The organism is Luteolibacter sp. Populi (assembly GCF_040801775.1).
Taxonomy (GTDB): domain Bacteria; phylum Verrucomicrobiota; class Verrucomicrobiia; order Verrucomicrobiales; family Akkermansiaceae; genus Haloferula.
In genome coordinates, this window is sequence record NZ_CP161812.1 from 6,216,721 (window position 1) to 6,240,064 (window position 23,344).

The window sequence follows — 23,344 nt, forward strand, 5'->3', positions numbered from 1 at the left end:
GAAGGGCTGAACATCAAACCGCCCCTCCTTCCATCCAAGCGGCTTCCTGTGCCGCGATGTATTCGCGGATACTGGCCACGTTGAAAAGCCGAGCACCGTATTGTGCGCCCTCGGCTCGCAGAGAAACGGTCCTGATCTTCCCTGCCTTGCGCAGGTTGAAGAGGATCATCTTCGTTAGGCCAAACTGCGCGGTGATCTGCTTTTCACGCGCCCATTCGGGATTCGGTTGAGCTCCCATCATTGACCGCCCTCCTTTCCCTCAGCCGGGCAGGCTAGCGAAGAGGCGCGAGACTCCCGCGCGTCAACAAACGCCTCCAAGGTGGAGTGACGGAACCGGACCGACTTGCCCATTTTCACCTGGGGCAAGTGACCGGTGCGAATGAGCCCATCGAGTGTGCGGACCGACACGGAGAGAAACCGCGCGGCCTGTTGTCGGGTGAGTAGTGGAGTGGCGGGAAGCATTACGAGGAAGAAAATACCCCGATAGCACGCCACTGCGCACGACGCTCCGTTGGGGTTTAAGTCGCCGGAATAATTCCGGCTCTCACAGCCCCAACGGCTTAAGCGAACCCAAGTTTTTTCAAAGCCTTGCTCACTGCTTCCTCCGCGTTGCTGATGGCTTGCGGGGATGTTCCTGTTAGGCACTCTGCCATGACCTCACCCAATCGCCGGTTTAGGCTGCGCTCCTTGTGCCCCCGCTCTTTCGGCGCTTCTTTGAATCCGCAAACCATAGCGGCCAAAACAAAGGCCGCTTCCGATATAATGCCATCGATCTCCGGGGAGGGAAACTTGCCTGTCTTTCTGAGCGAGCGGTAGTCGGACTCTCTGACGCCAACGCCCGACTTGCCGATGCGCTTAATCTCGGCCCGGTCTTTGTCGGTGCCCCAAATGAGTAGCCACCGGGATAGCAGTTCGGCCTTTTCCAAGGGGCCGTCCTCCCATGACCGTGCCACAATTCGAGCCCGGGAATCGGGATGCCATTCGAGCCAAAGCCTGATGCGCTCAACCTCAGCCTCTCGCCCTCCCGGTGCGTCCTTGAATTGCTTCGCGAAATTCTTCTCACTCAACACCCTTTCGATTTGGCCAGCTATCATTGTCCGCATCAATCGGTCGGTCACCAATTCGCTCCACCCTGCCGGATCAATCCTGGGCGGACCGACGAAAACCATCGAGAGGCGCGCCTTGGTTTTTTGATCTTCGGCGGGCTTAACCTTCGTCTTCGTCGGTGGTCCCTTTTTGATCGGGCGCTTCATGCCTTGGAGATGGTCAGCGAGGGGAGTTTAGCGATGGCATCCCGCAGTGCAGCCTCATCCGCATGGCTGTAAATCTGATGGCTCTCGCGCGTGCTGTGTCCCGTAAGCGCCATGCGGTCCTCCTCGCTCACCCCTGCTGTGCGTAGCCAGGTTGTGAAGGTGTGGCGGAGGCTGTGAAATCCTCGCTCGTAGGTGATCCGTCCCTTTCCCGTGCTTTCGCCTTCTGCGATGACGCGGGATGGCTTGCCGCGGTCCACGCCTGCCTTCTGCATGACCTTGTTGAAAGCCTGCGAGAGGCCAGCGCGTGCACCTACGCCTACCGTCGAGAGCTTTTGGAAGACCGGAGCGTCTGGTTTGTCGCTGTGGATGGGGACGCCCTCAAAGAATGCGAGCAAATCGGGCTGAATCGGAATGCGAACCTCCCGCTTCTTCTTCTTCGTCTTGGATGGAATCAGGGTGATGCGCTTTGCCTCAAGATCCACGGATGCCCACGAAAGGCGCGCCGCGTCTCCAAGACGTAGCCCTGTGAAAGCGGCCACAAGGATAAGCCCCCGCCACTCCTCGGAAGGGGCGCTGCCGAGCAATCCGACAACCTCCGCAGGGGTGAATGGCTTACGGTCGAGACTGTCCCCCGTGTCGATGGCTTCGAGAGCGGTGAAGGGATTGAACGAAACCAATCCCTCACGAATGGCCGCGCGGTAGAGAGCCCCGGCGTCCTTCATGTAGGCCAGAACGGTTTTGCCCGCCCGGCCTTCATCCTGCAACGATTCCCTCCATTTGCGGGCATCCAGCGCCGTGAGGCTTTCGAGGGGTTTCTTTCCTCGCTCAGCGCCAAGCCACGAGAGCAGCGCCTTGGTATGCCCCTGATAGCGTGCCATGGTCGCCTTGCTGCTCTCCCGCTCCTTCCGGCGCAACCACTCATCCGCCCAAGTCTGAATGCTGTATGCCTGCATCTCCTCTCCCGTGGCGATCTCCAGCAGCTTCGCCAGATACTTGCGGGCCGTGGGTGCCGTGAATGTTTCCCGCTCAATCTCTGCCACCGCCTCGGCCAAGACCGCCTTCGCTCGCTGTGCTCTGTCGCTTCCCGCCTGCACTACGCCCTGCGAGTTGCGCTCTAGCTCTAGCGCCGCCGTCAGTGCCTTTTTCCGGTTCGTATGCCCGGTGGATTTCCTCACCTTGCGGAGTTCGCCGGTTGCGGGGTCTTTGACATAGAACTGAGCCTGCCAAGTGGCGGCTTCGGGACGCTTGTAGATGCTGGCCATGCGGTCGGGTGTGGGTAAAACTGTGTCCCATTTTTGCCGACCTAACAAGTTTTTGCGGTTTCTGAATCAAGGAAAGTGCTGGAAATTATTGTATTGCAAGAGGTGTGTTTCCTTTCAGCGGTTCGAATCCGCTATCCTCCACGTTCCGGAAGTCTCCCGATGGGAGATTGGATTTCTGTCCCACCCGGCTGTTCCATGTCCGGTCGCTTCTGATCCCTGCGGGATTAGGACGCTGTCGCGGTGATAGCCACGACAGCACCCGCTACCCTCACAAATCAAAGACCTCCACGCGCGCTCCCTTATCCGGGTGATTCACCAGCACCGCGATCCGGCGGATCTCACCGATCTCGCTGCCGGTGTGGCTGAGGTAATCGAATTTCCCGCGCAGGTCGGTATAGCCGTCCTTGTGGAAGACCGCTTGGCCATCGGTGCCTTCTACATAGACCTTCACATAACACTGCGGCACCGGCAGGCGGGTCGCGGAGTCGAAGACCTGCAGGGTCCGTTCTTCCGGCGTCCGGGTGATCTCCAGCGCTCTGCTGTCGAGGACCTTCAGCACCTTCGTGCTGCCCGACTTTGCCGCGACCAGGACATTGCCGTGCCGGAAATTATCGGGCAGATCGACCGCGGTCTCCGGTCCGGCGAGAGCCACCTCGCGGGTCTCGTTGGCGCGGATGCCCGGCAGCGAGGCACCTTCACCGGCGAGGAAGGGATCTTTCGAGAACATCATCTCAAGGTCCACGCTGAAGAGCTGGAGCTGGGTCTTGTCGAGCCGCCGCTGCTTCACCATCAGCTTGCCATCCGGGGCGAGCGCGAGATCCAGGGAGGGAGCTTCCTCCTTCGGCTTCTGCTGATCCACCCCGCGCGGCTTCTGCAAGGCGACGATCTCATCCGCCTGGCTGCGGATCGCGTCGAAGCGTTCCTTCCACGGACCCGAAGGGAGATCCGCATACAGCGCTGCGAAGGCCCGCGCGTCCTCTGGCTTCGAACGGTAGAACTGCACCACCGCCGCGATGTAGTCATAGGCCATTGTCGCCGGCAGCTTGTTGGAATCGATCGTATCGAAGCGTGCCAGCGCCTCGCTCACCCGGTCTTGCAGGAGCATGTGGGCGGTCAGGGCGAGCTGGTCTTCCGCATCCAGTGCCGGCTTCCATGCCAGCGTGTCCAGCAACTGCGTGTAATGCGCCAGCGCCTCGGAGTGGGTCAGCCGCTCCTTGTCGGCGAAGCGGTGCGCACGAGGGTTCACCAGCGGGTCGAATTCCAGCGTCTCCCAGCCACGGTGGACCAGCGGACGCACCTGGATCAGCGGGCTGTCCAGCCATTCGCCGAGACGCTCGGCCAGCGACGAATTCTCGATCAACTCGCGCACCGCCGCCACCTCGCCGTGGAAGAGTCCGTAGGTGGCCACGTCCGCGGAGTAGTGCAGGCGCTCGCGCAGGATCCGCGAGGCTTCGTCGAAGAAGGTGCGGTCGTGCAAGCGCCAGCGGATCAGCTTGAGATCGAGCGTGCGCAGGTTGGCGGTTTTGAGACGTGCCAGGACCGATTCGTCGGTGGCATCGCGCGCCAGCTCCGGCCAGGAATCGGCATCCGCGGGCGGGGGCTCGGCCGCCACCTTGAGCACCCGGCCCGCGCCGCGCGCCAACACCGTGTCTCCTTCGGAGACTTGCAGTGGATAGAGCGGATACTCGCCGGCCTGCGGAAAGTAGAAGGCCAGCTCCAGATTTTGCACTCCGTAAGGCTTGAGCTCGTAGGTTTCCGATGTTGTCACCGGCTTGCCGGCCAGCGGGATCGCGCCCGCGGGGATCTGCGCCAGCACGTCGATCCGGCGGCCAGCGCCGCTGGGATTCGTGACCACCATCGCGGCCCCGTAGGGCACGCCGGCCACGAAATCGCCGGTGATACTATTTTCCACTTGCCGCCCTTCGACGGTGCGGAAGCGGTCGTCCAGGCGGTGGAAGATCTGGCGCACCAGCACCGGCGCATCCGGCGCGATCTTCTGCGTCTCCCGCGTGTCCTTGTAGAAGAGCAGCATCGGCTCGCGCGCCTTTACCCGCAGGGTCGAGCCCTCGACAGTCGTCTCCGGCCGCCCGGCCTTGAAGGGCAGGTCGAGCATCGCCAGGCAGAACAGCGCCTCGTTCGCACTGTGCGTGCATGCGTTGAAATTCGGCGAGATGAAGCTGCCCTTGCCGTCCCACTCCGCCAGATCCAGCCAGAAGCGATTGAGGGGAATGAAGCTCTCGTTGGTATTGCCACGATGACGATAGTAGTTCGCTTCCCGCCACAGCCGGGTCTTGTCTCGCTCGGAACTCCAGGAAGCCCGGCTGGTGAAGCGGCTCCGGGCCTCCAGTTTGGCCCCGGAGCCACTGAAGAGGTCCGCGCTACCTGCGCCCGCGGCACCGCCGAAGGGGTCTTCTTCCGCCACCGGTGGCAGCACATCGCTTTCAGACGCTGGCAGCATGCCCGATGGGGCGTAACCATCCATTTCCGAGTCCGGGCTTGCGCCCGCCGACAGAGACTCGGTCATCGCCTCGATCATATCGATGTTCGCCGACGTGTTGCGAACGATGAGCTTGTCGCCCGCCAGAGTGGCGGTCGCGCCGGGCGGCAGCGTTACGCCGCTGTTCCTGAGAGCGTCGGCGATTTGGGGACGTTGTTTGAGTGAAAACTTCGCTCCACCATCGCTGGCGAAGGGATCGACATCGGCACCCTCGACACTGCCTCCCAGACGAGCTGCGAAATCCGGCGGTACATTGAAGACACGGGTGAAGAGGTCCTCGTCCGTCTCCGTGGCAGGCACGATGGTGATCGCATAGTCATCCACCTTGTAGCGGAGCCTCGTGGCATCGCAGATGTATTTCAGAGCCTCCGCCATCGGCACGTTCCGGAGGCGAAGCTCCTTGATGCGAAGGGCACCGGGGTCCGCGGTGGCAGCGAGGCCACCCGCTGCATCCGCGTCGAGCGCGGCATCGCCGCTGCCACCGGCCCGCGGCTTGCGAATCACGAAGTTCATGCCCCTCCTCGAAGGATCGGTTTCCTTCACGTCCAACTCCCGCGAGCGCAAGCGCAGGAAGTCGATGGCCTCTTCCACCGAAACGTCTTCAAAGTCGATGATAGGGATCACGACGTCCCTCAGTTTTTCCAATATATATGGGGTGGCGGTTACGGGCATTGGGGAGCCCTTGCCTGCAAGGCCCATGGGCTCCATCGTCATCTCCTTGCCTCGCAGCGTTTGCGCGAAGAGCCGCGTCTCCTGTTCCGGCGTCGGTGCTTCCAGTTCCCAGCGCAGCTTGAGTTCCCGCGAAATCCGTTCGCGCGCTTCCGGCATCGCTTGGGCGAGCAGCGCCTTCTCCGCGGCATTGAGCCGCTGCCAGGCATAGGGTCGCAGGTAGGCCGTCAGGTCGCGGCCCAGCAGGATGTTGTCGATCACTGCCGGTTCCCGCTTTTCCGCCAGCAAGGGCTTCACGTGCTTGTTGAAGAAGTCCCCGTCCTTCCCCGCGAGGAAGAGGTGCAACTCGTGGCTCGCGTGCTCCGAATAGAACGCCAGCTTGGCCTTCTCATCGAGCGATGGCCAATCGAGCAGCGGCAGGAAGTCGTTCAAACGCGTGTCGTTGGTTGCGCCTAACAGGAATGCATGCGCTTCAGCGAGCGTCGTGAAGGCCCGCCAATCGGCATCGGTCACGTTCTCGATGTTCGCTTCCGCGTCCTTGAGCAGGGCCGCCGCACGGCGCGTGCCGACGTGGTATTTCTGCGCGTCCAGCGGCTTGGCCAACCGCCGGTCCCGCACCGGTGTTTCGGTCGGGACCAAAGGCAATTCCAGATGATGGCGCGAGTTCGTGTCCGCTGCGACGATCTCGATGTACTGGCATTGGGCGAAGTCCGCGGCGGGAACCTGCACGGTGCCATCGGCCGCGACGGGCAGGTCCAACTTCAGCACCGCGGGATTCGCCAGGAAATCGAGTGTCGCCTCATCGCCCGAGCCGCCGTCGCGATCCACCGGAGCATCGGAGGGTGCGGGCATGCGATCGCTATCGCGGCGCTTGCGATCTCCCGTGCCGCCACGGCCGCCCTCGCCGGTTTGCTTGCCTTGGACCACATCGTCCTCGCTCCAGCGGTTCACCAGCAGGCCGGGGCGTGGGAGCATCGAGCCCGGGAAGGTCTTGAGCGCGCGGCGATCCAGGATGTAGCGCATTTCGTCGCTGAGGCGTTTGGATTCCAGATACTCGTTTCCCGTGAAGCCGGGCTTCATGATTCCCGGCTGCGGGTTGGCAAAGGGCTGCAAGGCTGAGCCGGAGGGCCAGTCGGTCAGGTAGCGCCGACCCAGCAGGGAGACGCGCGTGGCGGGGGATGCGCCGTCCAGCTTGACCACCAGCGTGCCCGCTTCCGGAGCCGCGGAGGTGATGACCGGCAAGGCCGGAAGCCGCCGTGGCATGATCCGCGATGCTGCCACCAGCAGGCCGTCCCGATTCACGCCGCCGGAAATCCGGATCGTGGCTTCGTGGCCGTCGTAGACGAGCCGGTAGTCGCCGGGCGGCAGCCCTCGCACGACCAGTCGCTTGTTCTCGACCACAAGTTTGTCGAAGTGATCGCGAAGCAATGCCCCGCCACGTCGCTCGGTCAATCTCGCCCAAGCCCGCTCGGGCGCGGCCATCGGCTGGATCAGCGGCAGTCGAAGTTCCTCGCCCGCGGCGATCTGGAACTGCTCTGGCAGATCCGCCCATCCCTCGTCTGCAGGCGGATCGTAGCTAAGCTCCGAGATGTCCGGACTCTTCGCCTTTACGGTCACAATATCCTCCAGCGCACCGAGCGCGATCCGGCCGCGCTCGTCGCTGCGCAGGGTGCAGGTAACCGGTTCGTCATATAGAAGGTGTGAGAACTCAAAAGTCACCGGGCGCAAAGCCAGGGGCTCGCCATTGCGGCCGCGGACTTCCAGCCGATAGCCATCCGTGTCCCGGCTGAAGAAGCCCGCCGCGATCCGGCCGCTGGTGATGATTCCGTTCATCTGCCAACTTTTCACGGCCTCCAATTTGACCGGATCGTCGCCATCGCGTGGCGTCACGGTACCGCTTAGGCTCATGGTTAGGATCATCGCGTCCGCCGGGACTTGGAAGGGGATGAACATCCGCGGGGCCAGCTTCAGATCGCCGCCGATCACGCGCTCGGTGGTCAGGCCGCTGGCCAGCGTGGCACGCATCACCAGCGAGGGCTTGTCGATCCACTCCAAGGGGATCTCGTTGCCGTGGCTGTTCAGACGCAGGCGGATGAAGAGGCTGGCCTGCTGGTCGGCTAGCAATTGCTCGCGGTCGACATGGAAGCGGGCATCCAGCGCGATCGCGTCGCGGCGGGCTTCTAAGGCCAGCGGTGCCGCCAGCTTGCCTTGGCGCACCAGCCCGTTGCTGCGGGAGGAACCGGTCTTGTCCGGAATCACGATCTTGCCGGTGGCATCGGCGGAAAAGGTCTCCGTGCCGATTGCCACACTGGCGTTCTTCAACAGTTCGCTTTTCTCATCGAAGACCCGCACCGTCTGGCCGCGCGCCTCGCGTTCCACGAAGGCGATCAAGCGTCCCTTGCGGACCAACGCGCGTGCTGAGACTTCCTTCGACACGCACTCGACGATCCATGCTCCCGGCCCGGTCAATTCCGGGAGATCGAGCAATTCACGGTGAATCGCCAGCGGCTGCTGGGCGGAGGCGAGGCGCTTTTCGTGGTGCGGCACCAGCCCTTCCAGATCGAGGTCCACCGGTGGCTCGCTGCCTTCGCGCTCGATCCATGACGGGAGATCCAGTTCGAAGATCCGCACCAGCAACTCGGGCGTGTTTTTCAGATCGAGCGCCAGCTTCACCGCCGCATCGCCGGGCAGCAGGACCGGCTGTCCCGGGGCGAAGGCGATCCGGGTTTCCTTCTGCATTTCCAGCAGATCCGCGGGATCGAGGACCGCACCCCAAAGCGCGGGATCCGCTCCTGCCAGCAGGCGGGCGCGGGCGTGGATCCGCTTCAGTTCCTTTTCCTCGATCAGATCCTTGAAAAGGTCCGCCGTCTCCACGGTGCCGAGGAGGTGCTGGAGGTAGTCCTTGATCAGCAGGCTATCGTCGGCAATCGGCGGACAGGCCGTGGCCTCGCGGAAATCGACGTTCAAATTGACGTAGGGATCTCCGGCGCGCCCCAGCGCCGTCTTGAGGATCGGGTGCCCGGTGCGCGGCAGGCGGAGATAGGCCAGGAGGTCCTCTTGTGGATACTGGCCGAGCTCGCGTTGCAGGCGCAGATGATGATAAAGCACGTGGGCCTTCAGCGAATTCAAGGCGGTGGGGCGCGCCTGCATGAAGTCCCGGCAGGCGGAGAGGTGGGCGGCGTGCGCGGGGAGATCGAGCTCGAAGTCCGTCTCGGCACCGGGCAGCAGGGTGGTTAGGTAGCGTCGGACGAATGTTTCATTCGCGCCCAAGGCGGGCAGGGCCGCGAGAAGTTCGTCGAGTTGCGGACGGGTGAGCTGCCGCTCGATCTCCGCCGAGCCGAATGCCGGGGGCTGCGGGAGCTTTAGGTTTTTCACCAGCAAGGCTACGATTGCCGGGTGGTCGGCGCGCTTCAGGGTTTCGCGGAAATAGCGCAGCTTCGCCGCGTCGAAGCCTTCGAGATTCGCCAGCTCGGCGATCAAGCGGGCCTCCGAATAGGATCGGTAGGCCCCGCTGCTGTTATGCTCGGCGGCCAGCTTTTCGAAGGCCTCGACTGCGATCAGCGCCGGGTCCAGACGGTCGGGCAGCTTTTCGTCGGCACGCGCGTCCGGCTTTGCGTCGTCGAAGCTCATGTCGGCGCGCCGGATTAACTCGTCCGCGGCTTTTTTCGGATCGGCGTCGAAGCGTAGGAGAATTTCGCGGTTTTCCAGGATTTCGTAGCCATCCAGCGGCACCGGCCCGATCTGGCGCTCGCCCGCCGCCTTCCATTCCGCCATGCTGCGCCGGTAGTCATCGCCCCGGCCGGCGAGCTGGTGGCCGAGCGCTTGGTAAAAGAACCAGTCCCGGGACTGGGGAACCAGCCGGGACAGCGCCGCCTCGCGGGTCGCGGGATCGGCGAAAGATTCCTTGAATTCGAGGTCCGCCGCCGCCAACGGCAGCGCAAGCAGGAGCGAGAAGAGGATTTTTCTCATGTTCGGGATATAGAAAAGGCGGCGGGGCAGGGGAAGAGCGCGCTTCGCACGAATGACGAATTTCGAATTCCCGGATTCAGAAGGGCTTGCAGATGGGGGCGTATTTCCTGCCTCCGGGCACACTTCGTTCGTCATTCTTGAATTCTTCATTCGGCATTTCCCAAAATGGATTGGCCAAGCGCCGCGGGCGCGCTAGGGTCCGCCCCCCGGACGGAACAAATATGGCGATTCAAGGATTGGAATTGGCGAAAGCCTGTGCAAATGCGGCGGATGACATCCAAGCGGACAAGATCCGCGTATGGGACCTCCGCGGGCTCTCGAATTTGACCGATTTCATGGTCGTCTGCTCCGGTTCCTCGATGCCTCACTTGCGCGCCGTCCTCGGTGGCATCCGCGGCGATGTGGATGAGAAGCACGGTGCCAAGCCGGTGAATGCCGAGGGCAACGCGGACACGAAGTGGGTCGTTCTCGATTACATCGACGTCATGGTTCACGTGATGCACGTGGAACTGCGCGATTACTACGGCCTCGAAGACCTCTGGGCGGACGCGAAGGAGATCGATTGGAAGAGCTGAGCCGGCTTCCGGTCTTGCGTCTTGCGTCTTGCGTCTTGCGTCTTCCGGTCTTCTGTCTCCCGTGTGCGCATCGAGATCCTGACCACCGGTACCGAACTGCTCCTCGGCACCACCCTCAATACTCACGGCAAGTGGTTCGGTGAGGAACTCTTCAAGCTCGGCTTCCGCATCCAGCGCCTCACCACCGTGCCGGATGGCGATGCCATCACCCAAGCGATTCGCGAAAGCGTCGCTCGTGCCGATGTCCTGATCGTTACCGGCGGCCTTGGCCCTACCAGCGATGATTTGACCCGCGAATGCACCGCGGAGGTGCTCGGGATCGAGCTGATTGAGGACGAAGCCGCGATCCGTTCACTCGAAGCCTTCTTCGCGGCCCGCAACAAGGTGATGGCTGACTCGAACCGCAAGCAGGCCCAGGTGCCGGTCGGGGCCGATGTCCTGCCGAATGCCAATGGCACCGCTCCCGGTCTCTACATCCCGCCGCGGCTGAACGGGGTCGCGAACTGCGCGGTCTTCCTGTTGCCCGGCCCGCCGCGCGAACTCTACCCGATGTTCCGCCAGGAGGTCGCGCCGCGGCTGATCGCCCTCGCCGGCTTGGCCAAGCCGCCCGGCATGCTGGAATTGAAGATCGCCGGGGTGGGGGAAAGCGACCTTCAAGAGCAGATCGATGCCAAGCTCGCGGAGGTTCCCGGTCTGGAAGTCGGCTACTGCGCCCGCGTCGGCGAGGTGGACTTGCGCTTGATCGGTGATGAAGCCGCCATCGCCGCCGGCCGCGGGATCGCGATGGACCTTTTCGCCAAGCAGATCTTCTCCGAAGACGGCTCCAGCCTCGAAGCCACCGTGGTCCGCCTGCTTGCGGCCTCGGGCCTCAAGCTCGCCACCGCGGAAAGCTGCACCGGCGGCCTGATCGCCAACCGGATCACCGATGTCCCTGGCAGCAGCGCCGTCTTCACCCACGGCTTCGTCACTTATGCCAACGAAGCCAAGCGTGACGTTCTAGGAGTGCCGCAGGAACTGCTCGCTGAGCACGGAGCCGTGAGCGAACCCGTCGTTCGCGCCATGGCGGAAGGTGCCCTGCGCGTCAGCGGTGCGGATATCGCCGTCGCCGTCACCGGCATCGCCGGGCCGGACGGCGGCACGCCGGAGAAGCCGGTCGGCACGGTGTGGCTGGCTTGGGCGGCGAAAGGAAAGCCAACCCTTGCGGTGAAGCAACTTCACCCCCGCAACCGGAAGGACTTCAAGCTGGCGGTGAGCCAAGCGGCGCTGGATGGAGTGAGAAGGCAGGGAATGAAGTCCGCTTCTTGAGCTGTAGGTCGCAGGCGCTCTGCGTTGGGATTCTGCCCCGATTTCAACGCGGCTCGCCGACACCCAGCCGGACAAATCGCGCGCCAGTCGTTCCCTCGGGGACCGTAACACGGACTTGCTGGACACCGGGAGTCACGACGATAGCGGATACCTCCCCGACACCGGCCGACTGCCAGACGATGAGGTCATCACTCCACTCGACCGTGAAGACTGCGTTGGCTTCCACCGCCGCGACCGAGCGTGGATAGGTGAAAGCCATTTGATCATCCTCCTGCGACAGCGCCACCTGAGGGGGCGTGGCCTCCTCCGGATTGCTGCCCATGGCCCACTCGAGGAAATCACTCAGTCCATCCCGGTCGGTATCTTGCAGATCATCATAGGGCTCGGTTTTCGAAAGAACGATCACTCCATTTACACCCACCGCGACGAGCCTGTTGTTTCCGTGGGCCACCGCGCGCAGCCCCAGGTTCGTGGAGCTTGTTAGCGGCGTGACCACTCCTCCCGCCGCCCTGACAATCACTCCTGAATCGCCCACGGCAAATAGCTGGCCGGACACATCCACGGCCCCACGGAGCACGCGATTGTTCGCACGCATATCCGGATACCATACACGGCCCGACGTCGATGAGGCGATGAGGCCCGAGCTACCCAGTGCGAACAACTGTCCTGCCGCCATTCCCAGGTCCGTGAATCCCTCGTTCGGCATGCCTGCTGGAACGCCTGACGCCCCCCCGGTGATCAGATTCCACTCCCCGGCCGGCGAGCGGCGCAAGATGACATTCCAGGATCCGCACGCCTGCAGACCCAAAGGAGTACTGCACAGGGTATGGAGATCCCAATACGTCGGTGATGCGACCTCGCTCCACGTTCCGTTGCTCAGGCTTGCGATGCGCCCTGCGCGACCGGCGGCCAGCAAGCTGTTCCCATCCACGAAGAGCGCGTTGGCAAGAAATCCCGCCGGCACTGCGGGACCACCCGATTCATAGGCCAAGGTGCCATCGCTGGCGATTGCCACCCACTTGCCATTGTAGATCGCCATGTCGACCAAGGTCGTTGTACTTCCAATGTTCGAGACCGTCCACGCCAAGCCATCCGTGGAAGTCAGGAGGATGCCGTTGGCACCCACCGCGATCAGTTTGGAGCCCGTCCAGATCACCCGATTCAGCTCGCTGGTAGTTCCGGAAGATACGCTGGTCCACGTGGTTCCATTCGTGGACACGCCCGTCGCTCCCGAGTTGCCCACCCCCACGTAGCGTTCGCCGGTCCAAACGATATCGTTGTGGTTCCGCATCCGCTGGGTCCAGGTCGTCCCATCGGTCGAGCTGTGGATGTAGTTGCCGAAGGAAAAGAACAAGTTACCCGTTCTCACCACCCGCATCTTGCCTGTCGAGACGGTGGAATCGAGCACCATGGACCATCGCAGGCCATCCACCGAACGGTAGAGGTCTGCATGCGGGTTGCCCGCGATGAATACATCGGAAGACGCACATAATCCGGTCACGTTGCTGGGAATCACAACGACTTGCCATGTGAGGCCGTCGGTTGAAACAGCCATGCCACGCTCGTCGAGCGACATCACAAACTCGGTGCCGCTCCAGACAACTTTGCTGGCCTTCAGGGTGTGCGTCACCACTTGCCAGTTGATTCCATCGGTCGAAACCGCCGCATGGTTGAATGCGGACGCAACGATTCTGCCGTTTCCGGAGGCCACGCCCAGATACTCGGGCGACTCCGACTTGCAGGTCCATGTTTCTCCGTCCGGGCTGAAGGCGAAGCCTTTACCAACGCCCACCAGGCCAATGTTGGTGTAAATCATCGCATTGAGTTTCGGCATGCCATTCACCGTGCGCTGGCTCCATGTCTTGCCATCCGACGAATGCTGGATCTGGCTCAATTCGCCGCATGCAAAGAACCCCGCCGGCGTATGAACCACATCGGTGAGGCTCGCCACGGAAAAAGGCTCGGGATCGATGGTCATCCAGTGTTCGCCGTCCGAACTGGCCATGGTTTCATTGTAGCCGATCGCCAGCAGTTCGCTGCCATTGGAGATCAGTGCCGCGACGGTGGTACCCAGATTTGGGTGCACCCTGCGATAGACAGTCCCGTCTTCGATCCAGATGCCGTTGCCCGCCACGACCGTCTTGCCGCCAAATAAGGCAAGGCTGCTCGGGCCGCTAGTGTCCAAGCCCGCAGAGGGAATCCAAGCAGTCCCATCGCTTGAGGTATAGATGCGGCTCCCGCCCAACAGGAGGAACTGTGAACCCGTCCATACGGGATCAATAAACGGGCCATAGAACCCGACAGAGGATTCCAATGTCCAATTGCGCCCATCGGTGGATCTCAAGATAGAACCCTCTCCGCCAGCCACCAGCACTCCGTTTCCGGAGATGATCGAGCGCAGGGTCTCGCGATTCACCCGGCGGTCGCCGGGATGCCAGGTTCCGGCCGCCGCAGAAATGCTCACCATGCCAGCACTGGAAAACGCGACATATGAAGCGCCATTCTTGATCAAGCCAAGTGGCTCTCCTGAGAGGCCGGAGTTTTCCTCTGCCCATGCGCTGCCATTCCAACGCTTCGCCATGCCATCGCTCCGCAGCGCCATGGCGGAACCGGCATCCCCCGACACATGAGTGTAAGAGGTGCCCGGTTCGACGGGCAGGAAGGTCCAGGTGACGCCGTTCGTCGAGGTCCCAATGATGCCGCCACCCGAGGACCCGTAACCCCCGCCGACGCCTGCCGCGAGATACCGCGTACCATCCCATGCAATCGACCGGAGACTCAAGGCCTGCCCCCCGGTCGTGATTGTCGCGATCTGCGTCCACGTTGTTCCGTCCGTGGAGGCAAATACGGTGTTTCCGGTGACGACGACGAAACGAGCTCCATCCCAGATCACCTTCTTCGTGCCGCCCGGTATCACCGCAGAACTCATTCGAGTCCAGTTCAGGCCGTCATCGGAGATTGCGACTTCACCTCCCGACGCCAGCAGGGCGACGAAGCGGCTTCCCGAATAGGCGATCGAGGTAAACTCAAGCGAGGCAGAGCCAGCGATCTCCCCGCGCGTCCACTGCGCGCCATCAGGCGAGCGGAGGACCCAGCGGTTTTTGCCACCTGCCACGTAGTACTGGCCGGTCCAGATGATTTGGTGGATCTGGCTTTCCGGCGGCGTGACGGTGCCAGGCCAGGGAACTTGAGCCAACGGTTGCCACGCGTTGCCATCCTGCGACTCGATGACGGTCCTGCCGCTGAATGCCAGATAGCGATGGCCGTCCCAAACGACGGCATCAAGGGTGCCGGGATTCATTACGGTCCAAGCCAAGCCATCGGCCGAAGTCAGGACCACGCCTCCTTCTCCCACCGTCCAAAAGGCAGAGTCTGACCAATGGACATCATAAAAATCCCATCCCACCGGCAATGCCACCTTTTGCCAATCACGACCGTTCAGGGAACGCAGGATGACGCCTTCCTGACCCACGGCGACAAACCGTCCATCTGCGAAAACCACGGACCTGAGGTTGTTTGTGTCGGGATTCATCTCCGAGGTCCAATTCCGGCCGTCGGGAGAAGTGAGGATCTTGCCCGTGGCTCCTACCACGGCGTACTGGCTCCCATCCCAGCACCCCGCCGACATGTCCTGCATCAAGCCTCTGGCCTTCCAGCGCTTGCCATCTACCGACATGGCCAATTGCCGCTTCGCGGTCATCGCCACGAAATCGCTGCCCGTCCACTCGACGGCCACGAAGTCGCCGGTCAGGGAGGTCTGGTAGCTGCTCCAGACGACTCCATCCTCCGAGGACTGTATCGCGCCGTGGCGTGAGGTGCCCACGAACTTGCCTGCGCCAGCAACCATGTCGGCGAAACCCATCCCTCCTCCAATAGTCCAAGTAGTCCCGTCGGTGGAGTGCAATGAGCTTTCCGCATACACTCTCGCCGAGCCAATGATCCACCCTGGCCCCTTGCCCACAATGGCCCCGATATCATCGTAGCCGATCCACGGATTGGTGACCACCGACCACTCACCGCCGGGTGATGCCTTTAACAGAAGGCCGGCATTGCCACCTGCCATGAAAGCCGTTCCATTCCAGGCCACCCGGTTCAGGGGACTCGTCTGACCGGTTGGCCAGGCAAGCCATGTCCGGCCGTCGGGGGAGTAGACCGCCACGCCGGATTTTCCCACCGCAACGAACCTCCCATTGCCATAGGTCACGCTGGTGAGATCGGCCGCGACTCCGGAAAGCTCCGTGGTCCAAATTCCCGCGGTATCGGACCGGAGAACGGTACCCGCGACACCCACGGCCACCACGACTCCATTGCCGGCGGCAACCGCGTTGAGATTCAGGAGGACCCCGCTGCGGGGCGTCGACCAAGCCTGGCGGTCGCGGGTTTCCCAAATCGCCCCTCCTTCCCCGACCGCGATCAACCGCCCGCCGGTGGCCACAAGGTCGGCCGCCGCCGATGCAGAACGGGAATCAACCCGCTCCCAATTTTGCCCCAACGGCACTCCCAACCCGTTGGACGGGAGAAAGAGACAAGCCGCGGCAGCCAGGAGCAGGAGACATAAATTTTTCATGGATCATCGGGATACGGTTCCTCTCTTGAAAAGGTAAGCCGCAGATGCCATCTGCCTATCTGGCCGCCGCCTTCTGAACAAAGGCGAAATTTTCCTGCCGCGAAAGCGTCACCATCGCCTCCTCCGCTCTACCCAGAGGGGAGTCGGCTCAGCCTGGCTTCGGGAGGAGCTTTTACTGCGCTTACAAGCTGTCACTCAATGGTTTTGAGGCGCGCGCGGGGAGGGCCGGCCGGCTCAATCGCCCTTATGGGACTCAAGGGAGCCGGTCTGTGAATTTTCGATGAACGCCCCTAAGCCTGGGATTATGCGGAGGCTCAAGCGCTGGCCGGCCATTTGCCCTATCTCAGAACGGCACGTCGTCGGACATGTCCGGCTCGCGATCGAAGCTCTCGTCGAGCGAGGAATTTCCCCGCGGTGGCTCGTCGTCGCCACCGCCGCCGGATTTCACCAGCTTCCAAGCGTTGAGATTCACGTAGAAGCGCTCCTTGTATTCGCTGCCGCGGATGTCGAAGGAGACCTTCACGGTGTCGCCGATGCTGACCTTGTCGAGCATGGCGATCTTGTCCTTCACGCATTCGAATTTGATCATCTGCGGGAATTTTCCGTCCGGGACTTCCACGACAAACTCCCGCTTGCTGAAGCCGCTGGCGAAAGTCTGGACGTCGAGGAGGAGCTTCAAGGAGCCTTCGATTTCAAATGTCTGGGCCATGGCTTTGATCAGTGGGAATGGGTCTTGCGGTAGCGGAGCACTTCGAATCCGGCGTGCGATTCGAGAAGCTCCGGCCCGGCGAAAAGATGCTCGAATACCGGCAGCCGCGTGTCACCCGGATAGTTCTCGAAAACGCGCGAGACCAGCAATTCGTCCAACCGGTCGAGGAATGCCGCGTAAATTTCAGCCCCACCGATCACGAAAATCTCTTCTTCGGGGGCCGCCAGCGCCTCCAGTTCATCCGGAGAGTGGATCACCTCCACTCCCGGCACCGACCACGCACGGTCGCGGGTCAACACGATATTCCGCCGTTTCGGCAGGGGCCGTCCGATCGATTCGTAGGTTTTCCGGCCCATCACGATCGCGTGGCCGGAAGTCGTGCGCTTGAAGAATGCCAGGTCCTCCGGCAGGTGCCAGGGCAGGGTGCCGTCCTTGCCGATCACCCGCTCCGGGGTCATCGCGACGATAGCGGTCAGGCGGCTCATGTGTCCTTGTCCTCCTCGTAGTGGAAGCGGTGTAAAATCCTGTGCATCACGGGGGCGAAGAGAAAACCCGCAAAGGCGACGAAGACCAGCCCGGAAAACAAGGCGTAGCACCCCGAAAAAACCTTGGCCGCGGGACTGGTGAAGTTGGTTTCCACCGGACCCATGCCGCCCAGGATCATCGAGGCATTGAGGAAGGCGTCATACCAGTCCTTGCAGCCCACGATCCATTTGTAGCCCGCCATGCCGATCACCAGCGCGACGAGGATCATGCCGCCGGCAATCACCCCGCTGCGCAGCATCCTCCGTGCGAAACGGCGGTTACTGATCGGCCTCTGCTCGCGGTGCTCGAAGCGGAACATGAATTACACCGAGACCTCCGCCTTGATGTGCGGATGTGGATCGTAGTTCTCCAACTGGAAGTCATCGAAGCTAAAGTCGTCGAGTTCCCGCACCTTCGGGTTCAGCCGCATTTTCGGCAGTGCCCGCGGGCTGCGCGTGAGCTGCTCCTGCGCCTGATCCAGATGATTCTTGTAGAGGTGGAGGTCGCCGAAGGTGTGGACGAAGTCCCGCGCCTCGTAGCCGCAGACCTGCGCCAGCATCATCGTCAGCAAAGCATACGAAGCTACATTGAAGGGCACTCCGAGGAACAAATCCGCGGACCGCTGGTAAAGCTGGCAGGACAGGCCCGGGCGGTCGGATTCCGGCTCGTGCACGAAAAACTGGAACAAGCAATGGCAGGGCGGCAGGGCCATCCGGTTGATCTCGCCCGGATTCCACGCCACGACCAGGTGCCGGCGCGAATGCGGGTCGCCGCGCAGCCCGTGGACCAGCTCCGCGATCTGGTCGACCTCGCGCCCGTCCGGGGTAGGGAAGGAGCGCCACTGGCGGCCGTAAACCGGGCCGAGCTCGCCGCTCGGGTCAGCCCACTCGTCCCAGATCCTCACGCCGTTCTCCTGCAGGTAGGCGATATTCGTGTCACCCTTGATGAACCAAAGCAGCTCGTGGATGATCGAGCGTAGGTGCAATTTCTTGGTAGTCAGGCAGGGGAAGCCCTCCCGCAGGTCGTAGCGTACCTGCCGCCCGAAGACCGACAAGGTGCCGGTGCCTGTCCGGTCGGCACGTTCCTCACCGTTCTGGAGGACATCGCGCATCAGATCGAGGTAGGTTTTCATGGCTAGATACAGGGTTAGCAGCGCTTGGGGAAAAGGGAATCACTCTTCGCGTCCGGGCGAACGCCGCAGCGACTTTTTCTCAGATTGCTGGCGTTTTTCGGCCACGGAGCGCTGTTTGGAGCGGCGCGAGCGCTGGCGATTGGTGCGGCGGGCTTTCTCGACCGCCTGCTTCTGGGCCGTCGCCTTGTCGCGCTTGATCCCTTCGAAGGAATCGCAGAGCGCCTCGCGCGCAAGGTAGCGGTTCATCTCCCGCGAGCGGCTTTCCTGGCACTTCACCTGTAGCCCGCTGGGCAGGTGCTTCAGGAAGACGCAGGAGTTCGTCTTGTTGATCTTCTGCCCCCCGGAGCCGGAACCCAGGATGAAGCTCTCGTGCAAATCCTCCTCCACGATGCCAAGAGCGGTCATCCGGGCTTCGAGGGCGGCCTGCTTTTCGGGGCTAGCCAAGATGCGGCGCGGGAACCCGCTGAACCCGCTCGCAGAAAGCAGCGGCAGCGGCGGTGATTTGCGGAGCGAGATTGGCCTCCGGCTTCGCGAAAGGCGGCACGAACCAAGGAAAAGTCCCGATCAGGTCGGTGGCCACCGATACTTCGCCGTCGCAGGTATGCCCGCCGCTGCCGATTCCGATGGTCGGCACGGCGATCTGCGAGCTGATCCACTCGGCGGTCGCGGGCACCACGCTTTCCAGAACGATGGCGAAGACCCCTGCCTCTACCAGTGCCTGCGCGCCTTCCAGAAGAGCCGCGCTTTGCTCGGGCGTCTTGCCCTTCTTGCGGTAGCCGCCTTCCTCCAGCACCCGCTGTGGCAGCATGCCGAGGTGGCCGCAGACCGGAATGCCCGCGCCGACGATCGTCCGGACCTTGTCCGCCTGGCGCACGCCACCTTCCAGCTTCACGGCCTCGGCACCGGCCCCGATCAAGCGCCGGGCATTCGCCAGCGCGGTCGCAGGATCCGGGTAGCTGCCGATGGAAAAGTCACCGATCACCAGCGCCTTCGGCTTGGCCCGGGCCACCGCCGCCACGTGGTGCAGCATCTGGTCCATGGTCACGTGGGTCGTGTCCGGATAGCCCAGCACAACCATCCCCAGCGAGTCACCGACCAGCAAGATGTCCACCCCCGCCGCGTCGAAGAGTCGCGCGGTCGGGTAATCGTAGGCCGTCAGCATCGTCACCGGCGGGCCTGAGGCTTTCCGGCGGGCGATGGCGGCTGCTTTTTCGGGACCGGTCACGGCGGGCTTGGTTTGCTTACCACATCGCTTGGACAGTCACCAGCGGCGGCTCGTTAGAATCAAGGTGGCGGAGGTGTTCCGCAATCGAAACTTGATCGCCCGGCAGGATCAAATCCGGCCGGATGTCCGCCAGCGGCTGCAGCACGAAGCGCCGCGAGGTCAGCCGGGGGTGGGGGAGATCGAGGATTTCCCCGTCAATCTGCTCCTCGCCGAAATAGAGAATATCCACATCGATCTCCCGCGGTGCATTCCGCGAGGGCTTCGCCGTCCGCCCCAGATGGAACTCGATCGCCTGCGTGGCATCCAGCAAGTCGTGGGGCGATCCTGCGTAGCCGATCTCGATCACCGTATTGTAGAAATCCGGGGAATCCGGCGGGCAGCCGACCGGCTCGGTCTGATAAACCGGTGCCTGCTTCAGCGAGTCCGGCACCGCCATTTTCCGCAGCATGTCCCGGGCGTCCTGAAGATGTTTCAGGCGGTTCCCGAGATTGGAGCCAAGGGCGATCCCAACCCTGAGCGGGTTTTCAGTTTTCACAGCAAGAAGGGAGGGACTGAAAGCCAGCAAACTACTTCAAGCCTAGCACATCCTGCATGTCGTAGAGCCCCGCCGGCTTGTCGTAGAGCCAGACCGCGGCGCGCACCGCACCGGCGGCGAAGGTCAGGCGCGAACTCGCCTTGTGGGTCAGTTCCACCCGCTCGCCATCGGCGGCGAACATGACCGTGTGGTCACCCACCACATCGCCCCCGCGCAGCGTGTGCATGCCGATTTCCCGCGGGGGTCTCGGTCCCACATTGCCGAAGCGGCCGTGGGCGACGTCCTCGTTGTAATTCGTGGCGGTCTCCTCGTTGAGGATCTCCAGCAAGCGCCGGGCAGTCCCGGAAGGCGCATCGATCTTATGGCGGTGATGCATCTCCGTTACTTCGATGTCGAAGCGGTCCTGGGTCAGGATCTGCGCCGCCTTCCGCGTCAGCCAGAACAAGGTGTTCACGCCGATCGAGTAGTTCGGGGCGTAGACGATCGGCAGGGTCGCTGCCGCCTCGCGGATCGCGGCGCGCTCCTCGTCGGTGTGGCCCGTCGTGCCGATCACCAGATGGGTCTTGTTCACCTGTGCCGCTTCCAGCAGCTCGCGGGTGAATTTGTGCATCGTGAAGTCGATCACGGTGTTCGCCTGTGCGATCGCCGCGGTGAGGTTTTCCCCGGCATCATGCGTTGCAGCTACCATCACGGCAGGCTCGTGGCTCGCGGCTTGGAGGACCGCCTGGCCCATGCGACCCGATTTGCCGGTGATGAGAAGTTGAATCATAGGAGTTATTCGTTTTCCGGGCGGTATTGGCCATTGATGCCCGGTTCGTAAAGCTTGATGCCGAGAATCGGTGCCATCAGGGCGAAATGGCGGTCCGTAGCGAAAACCCGGCAAGAGTGACGCAGAGCAATAGTGGCGATCACGATGTCGTTCCATGGAGCGGTGACGGCGGCCGAGCGCAGCCGCCTGAAATTCACTGCAGCCTGCTCCCAAACCTGTTCTCCGCCCTTCAAGTAGAATAGAAGCGCAAGGTCCCCTTTCAGGGCCACCAGGTCCTGCTCACGAGCCCCACCAAGAAGTTCCATCGCCACCGGCCCGCATACCGCCGCCTGGAACTCGTCTCGCAGATTTCCCACGGCCAGCTTCGCGGCAAGATCGCCGGAACTGCGGAAAAAATCGATCCACGCGCTGGTATCAATTAACACCATCGCGAGCCTCGAGTTCGGCCATGTCGGCGGCTTCCAAATCGTCGTTGGTCAGAGGGTAATCGAATTCCCCGGCGATCACCCGCTTGGTGAAGTCCCTGATTTTTTCCCGTCTGGCGAATTCCAAGGCCGCCTTGATCACGGCAGGACCCTTCTTTCGCTCGCCGGTCAGATCCATCAACTCCTCCAAGTCCTTTTCTTCGATATCGATGGTCAGGCGCATGGGAGGAAGATTCAATATTTTGATGAAAATTCCAGCCCGGAAATCATCAAAAAGCATCAAGCCAACAGGCCGAACTCCTCCAACAGGTGGCGCAATTGCAACTTCGCCGCATCCGTCAGCGGGGCCAATGGCAGGCGCAGTTCCTCGGTGCAATGACCCTGCAAGGCCACTGCCATCTTGATCGGCACCGGATTAACATCCAAGGTCATCAGGCCGCGGAAGAGAGGATACCACTGCTTCTGCTGGGTGAGCGCGGCCACGAAATCCCCGTCCAGGCAGGTCTGCACCAGCTTCACCAGCACCTCCGGCACGAGGTTGGATGCGACCGAAACCAAGCCGACCGCCCCGCAGGACATGAAAGGCAGGGTCAGCGGATCATCACCGGAGAGAATTGAGAAATCCGCGGGGACCGCTTGGAAAAGCTGGTTCACGCGGTCCACGGAGCCGCCAGCCTCCTTGATCGAGACGATGTTCTTGCAGTCCTCGGCCAGACGAGCGGTGGTTTCCACGCCGATCTCCACGCCGCTGCGGCCGGGCACGCTATAGAGCATCACCGGCAGGCCGGTGTTCTCGGCGATGGTGCGGAAGTGGCGGTAGATCCCTTCTTGGGAGGGCTTGTTGTAATACGGGACCACTTGCAGCGTCCCCGTTGCCCCGACCTTCTCGGCGGCTTGGGTCAGCTCGATCGCTTCCTTGGTCGCGTTCGCGCCGGTCCCGGCTACCACCTGGCAGCGGCCGGCGGCGTATTCCACGGCCAGCCGGATGACCTCGATGTGCTCGTCGGTATCCACGGTCGGCGATTCGCCGGTGGTCCCGACCGGCACGATTCCGGTGATCCCGGCGGCGATCTGACGCTCGATCAGGGCTTTGAAAGCCGCGGCATCGATACGGTCGTCGCGAAAGGGTGTAATCAGCGCGGTGTAAGTGCCTCGGAATGTCATGGCGCGCGGAGAATGACCATCCCGCGCCGCTCTTCAACCCGTAACCCGGTGATTGTGAATTTTCCCGTCACAAACGGTAGGGGACATGCACGTCCGCCGAATCCTCCGGAAAGTCCCGCGTATTCCGCGTGATCAGACGGCAGCCCAGCAATCGCGCCGAAGCGAGGATGATCGCGTCCGGCAGTTTCAGTCTCGGCACATGATGCCGCCGCAAGGTCAACGCCGCCTCCGCGACTTCCTCCGTCATCTCCACCACCTCGAACTGCGCCAGGAAAGTCCGCGCGATGTCCTCACCCGGCGTGTCCTTGACCCCGGCCAGCACCTCCATCCACGTGATCCGGCTGATGCAGCGGCGGCCATAGGGGGCCGTCGCCACCTGCGCCTCGGGAATCCCGTTCAGGAAGTCGATCAGGATGTTCGTGTCGAAGAAGCCGGTCATCCCCACTCCCCGCGCAGTTCATCCTGATAAGTTTGCGCATCTCCGTAGTAGCCTTTCAGCGCCCCAAATCCGGCAAGCGGCTTGGCGACCGCCGGCACCTTGTTCTTCCGCACCACATACTCGGCCACGGCTTCCCGCAGCACGGTTGCGCGCGAGACCGAGGCTTCTTCCGCCACTGCGTCCAAGCGGCTCAGGTCCTCGTCCGGCAGATCGACGATGGTCCGTTTTTTGGGACGGTAGCTCGCGCTCATGCCTTCACCTTACCTCTTGGCGAGATGATGTCAATATTTGGCATCAACGATGCCGAATTTCGGCATCATGGTC

The 23,344-nt window shown here is 62.5% G+C and carries 21 protein-coding genes; 2 read left to right on the forward strand and 19 right to left on the reverse strand.

The features are described from left to right. Nucleotides 1-13: 13 nt before the first annotated feature. From ABWK72_RS25200 to ABWK72_RS25220, 5 genes are all read right to left on the reverse strand, one after another. Entirely contained in the window at nucleotides 14-169 is a 156-nt protein-coding gene (locus ABWK72_RS25200) for a hypothetical protein (protein ID WP_367872340.1), read from the reverse strand. A gap of 68 nt (nucleotides 170-237) precedes the next feature. Then, entirely contained in the window at nucleotides 238-462 is a 225-nt protein-coding gene (locus tag ABWK72_RS25205; RefSeq protein WP_367872341.1) for a helix-turn-helix domain-containing protein, read from the reverse strand. A gap of 98 nt (nucleotides 463-560) precedes the next feature. Continuing rightward, the gene (locus ABWK72_RS25210) at nucleotides 561-1,253 is read right to left on the reverse strand and encodes a hypothetical protein (protein WP_367872342.1); all 693 of its coding nucleotides are present in this window, start codon (nucleotides 1,251-1,253) and stop codon (nucleotides 561-563) included. After that, nucleotides 1,250-2,515 carry a tyrosine-type recombinase/integrase gene (locus ABWK72_RS25215; RefSeq protein WP_367872343.1) on the reverse strand — a complete coding sequence of 422 codons (1,266 nt, stop codon included), beginning with the start codon at nucleotides 2,513-2,515 and terminating at the stop codon, nucleotides 1,250-1,252. Before ABWK72_RS25215 ends, ABWK72_RS25210 begins: the two co-directional genes overlap by 4 nt. 268 nt (nucleotides 2,516-2,783) lie before the next feature. Beyond that, nucleotides 2,784-9,650 (reverse strand): hypothetical protein, encoded by a 6,867-nt coding sequence (locus ABWK72_RS25220; protein ID WP_367872344.1) that lies wholly within the window; start codon nucleotides 9,648-9,650, stop codon nucleotides 2,784-2,786. 221 nt (nucleotides 9,651-9,871) lie between these two features. Between ABWK72_RS25220 and rsfS the strand changes: the two genes are divergently transcribed. Next, a complete protein-coding gene (rsfS, locus tag ABWK72_RS25225) occupies nucleotides 9,872-10,225 on the forward strand; it encodes a ribosome silencing factor (RefSeq protein ID WP_367872345.1) in 354 nt (117 codons plus the stop codon). A gap of 63 nt (nucleotides 10,226-10,288) precedes the next feature. Beyond that, a complete protein-coding gene (locus ABWK72_RS25230; protein ID WP_367872346.1) occupies nucleotides 10,289-11,530 on the forward strand; it encodes a competence/damage-inducible protein A in 1,242 nt (413 codons plus the stop codon). 43 nt (nucleotides 11,531-11,573) lie between these two features. Here the strand turns inward: ABWK72_RS25230 and ABWK72_RS25235 are convergent, their stop codons facing one another. The 14 genes from ABWK72_RS25235 to ABWK72_RS25300 all read right to left on the reverse strand — a co-directional run bounded on the left by ABWK72_RS25235 (nucleotide 11,574) and on the right by ABWK72_RS25300 (nucleotide 23,271). Continuing rightward, entirely contained in the window at nucleotides 11,574-16,097 is a 4,524-nt protein-coding gene (locus tag ABWK72_RS25235; RefSeq protein WP_367872347.1) for a hypothetical protein, read from the reverse strand. 343 nt (nucleotides 16,098-16,440) lie between these two features. Next, complete coding sequence (locus ABWK72_RS25240; RefSeq protein WP_367872348.1) at nucleotides 16,441-16,806, reverse strand: DUF3127 domain-containing protein; 366 nt, start codon at nucleotides 16,804-16,806, stop codon at nucleotides 16,441-16,443. Between the two features lie 8 nt (nucleotides 16,807-16,814). Next, nucleotides 16,815-17,291: a dihydrofolate reductase gene (locus ABWK72_RS25245; RefSeq protein ID WP_367872349.1), complete on the reverse strand. Its 477-nt coding sequence runs from the start codon at nucleotides 17,289-17,291 to the stop codon at nucleotides 16,815-16,817. Beyond that, nucleotides 17,288-17,650 (reverse strand): hypothetical protein, encoded by a 363-nt coding sequence (locus ABWK72_RS25250; protein ID WP_367872350.1) that lies wholly within the window; start codon nucleotides 17,648-17,650, stop codon nucleotides 17,288-17,290. Before ABWK72_RS25250 ends, ABWK72_RS25245 begins: the two co-directional genes overlap by 4 nt. Nucleotides 17,651-17,653: 3 nt before the next feature. Continuing rightward, entirely contained in the window at nucleotides 17,654-18,463 is an 810-nt protein-coding gene (locus ABWK72_RS25255) for a thymidylate synthase (RefSeq protein ID WP_367872351.1), read from the reverse strand. Between the two features lie 39 nt (nucleotides 18,464-18,502). Beyond that, the gene (locus ABWK72_RS25260; RefSeq protein ID WP_367875379.1) at nucleotides 18,503-18,868 is read right to left on the reverse strand and encodes a peptide chain release factor-like protein; all 366 of its coding nucleotides are present in this window, start codon (nucleotides 18,866-18,868) and stop codon (nucleotides 18,503-18,505) included. Between the two features lie 31 nt (nucleotides 18,869-18,899). Then, on the reverse strand, nucleotides 18,900-19,688 hold the full coding sequence (panB, locus tag ABWK72_RS25265; RefSeq protein ID WP_367872352.1) for a 3-methyl-2-oxobutanoate hydroxymethyltransferase: 789 nt from the start codon (nucleotides 19,686-19,688) through the stop codon (nucleotides 18,900-18,902). A gap of 16 nt (nucleotides 19,689-19,704) precedes the next feature. Beyond that, nucleotides 19,705-20,223, reverse strand: coding sequence for a 2-amino-4-hydroxy-6-hydroxymethyldihydropteridine diphosphokinase (gene folK, locus ABWK72_RS25270; RefSeq protein ID WP_367872353.1), 519 nt, complete (start codon nucleotides 20,221-20,223; stop codon nucleotides 19,705-19,707). 31 nt (nucleotides 20,224-20,254) lie between these two features. Then, a complete protein-coding gene (gene dapB, locus ABWK72_RS25275) occupies nucleotides 20,255-20,992 on the reverse strand; it encodes a 4-hydroxy-tetrahydrodipicolinate reductase (RefSeq protein WP_367872354.1) in 738 nt (245 codons plus the stop codon). Nucleotides 20,993-20,997: 5 nt separating this feature from the next. Further along, nucleotides 20,998-21,417 (reverse strand): PIN domain-containing protein, encoded by a 420-nt coding sequence (locus tag ABWK72_RS25280; protein WP_367872355.1) that lies wholly within the window; start codon nucleotides 21,415-21,417, stop codon nucleotides 20,998-21,000. After that, the gene (locus tag ABWK72_RS25285; protein WP_367872356.1) at nucleotides 21,407-21,640 is read right to left on the reverse strand and encodes a DUF2191 domain-containing protein; all 234 of its coding nucleotides are present in this window, start codon (nucleotides 21,638-21,640) and stop codon (nucleotides 21,407-21,409) included. The genes ABWK72_RS25280 and ABWK72_RS25285 overlap by 11 nt, the downstream gene beginning before the upstream one ends. Nucleotides 21,641-21,696: 56 nt before the next feature. After that, nucleotides 21,697-22,581, reverse strand: a complete 885-nt coding sequence (dapA, locus tag ABWK72_RS25290) for a 4-hydroxy-tetrahydrodipicolinate synthase (RefSeq protein WP_367872357.1) — start codon at nucleotides 22,579-22,581, stop codon at nucleotides 21,697-21,699. A 67-nt stretch (nucleotides 22,582-22,648) separates the two neighbouring features. After that, nucleotides 22,649-23,020, reverse strand: coding sequence for a type II toxin-antitoxin system VapC family toxin (locus ABWK72_RS25295; protein WP_367872358.1), 372 nt, complete (start codon nucleotides 23,018-23,020; stop codon nucleotides 22,649-22,651). Then, nucleotides 23,017-23,271 (reverse strand): CopG family transcriptional regulator, encoded by a 255-nt coding sequence (locus ABWK72_RS25300; RefSeq protein WP_367872359.1) that lies wholly within the window; start codon nucleotides 23,269-23,271, stop codon nucleotides 23,017-23,019. The genes ABWK72_RS25295 and ABWK72_RS25300 overlap by 4 nt, the downstream gene beginning before the upstream one ends. Nucleotides 23,272-23,344 lie beyond the last annotated feature (73 nt).

What these genes read in the sequence shown, in the direction of transcription:
- ABWK72_RS25200 (WP_367872340.1), bottom strand. Translation starts at nt 169, where the DNA reads ATGATCCTCTTCAACCTGCGCAAGGCAGGGAAGATCAGGACCGTTTCT.
- ABWK72_RS25205 (WP_367872341.1), bottom strand. Translation starts at nt 462, where the DNA reads ATGCTTCCCGCCACTCCACTACTCACCCGACAACAGGCCGCGCGGTTT.
- ABWK72_RS25210 (WP_367872342.1), bottom strand. Translation starts at nt 1,253, where the DNA reads ATGAAGCGCCCGATCAAAAAGGGACCACCGACGAAGACGAAGGTTAAG.
- ABWK72_RS25215 (WP_367872343.1), bottom strand. Translation starts at nt 2,515, where the DNA reads ATGGCCAGCATCTACAAGCGTCCCGAAGCCGCCACTTGGCAGGCTCAG.
- ABWK72_RS25220 (WP_367872344.1), bottom strand. Translation starts at nt 9,650, where the DNA reads ATGAGAAAAATCCTCTTCTCGCTCCTGCTTGCGCTGCCGTTGGCGGCG.
- rsfS (WP_367872345.1), top strand. Translation starts at nt 9,872, where the DNA reads ATGGCGATTCAAGGATTGGAATTGGCGAAAGCCTGTGCAAATGCGGCG.
- ABWK72_RS25235 (WP_367872347.1), bottom strand. Translation starts at nt 16,097, where the DNA reads ATGAAAAATTTATGTCTCCTGCTCCTGGCTGCCGCGGCTTGTCTCTTT.
- ABWK72_RS25240 (WP_367872348.1), bottom strand. Translation starts at nt 16,806, where the DNA reads ATGGCCCAGACATTTGAAATCGAAGGCTCCTTGAAGCTCCTCCTCGAC.
- ABWK72_RS25245 (WP_367872349.1), bottom strand. Translation starts at nt 17,291, where the DNA reads ATGAGCCGCCTGACCGCTATCGTCGCGATGACCCCGGAGCGGGTGATC.
- ABWK72_RS25250 (WP_367872350.1), bottom strand. Translation starts at nt 17,650, where the DNA reads ATGTTCCGCTTCGAGCACCGCGAGCAGAGGCCGATCAGTAACCGCCGT.
- ABWK72_RS25255 (WP_367872351.1), bottom strand. Translation starts at nt 18,463, where the DNA reads ATGAAAACCTACCTCGATCTGATGCGCGATGTCCTCCAGAACGGTGAG.
- ABWK72_RS25260 (WP_367875379.1), bottom strand. Translation starts at nt 18,868, where the DNA reads ATGACCGCTCTTGGCATCGTGGAGGAGGATTTGCACGAGAGCTTCATC.
- dapB (WP_367872354.1), bottom strand. Translation starts at nt 20,992, where the DNA reads ATGATTCAACTTCTCATCACCGGCAAATCGGGTCGCATGGGCCAGGCG.
- ABWK72_RS25285 (WP_367872356.1), bottom strand. Translation starts at nt 21,640, where the DNA reads ATGCGCCTGACCATCGATATCGAAGAAAAGGACTTGGAGGAGTTGATG.
- dapA (WP_367872357.1), bottom strand. Translation starts at nt 22,581, where the DNA reads ATGACATTCCGAGGCACTTACACCGCGCTGATTACACCCTTTCGCGAC.
- ABWK72_RS25295 (WP_367872358.1), bottom strand. Translation starts at nt 23,020, where the DNA reads ATGACCGGCTTCTTCGACACGAACATCCTGATCGACTTCCTGAACGGG.
- ABWK72_RS25300 (WP_367872359.1), bottom strand. Translation starts at nt 23,271, where the DNA reads ATGAGCGCGAGCTACCGTCCCAAAAAACGGACCATCGTCGATCTGCCG.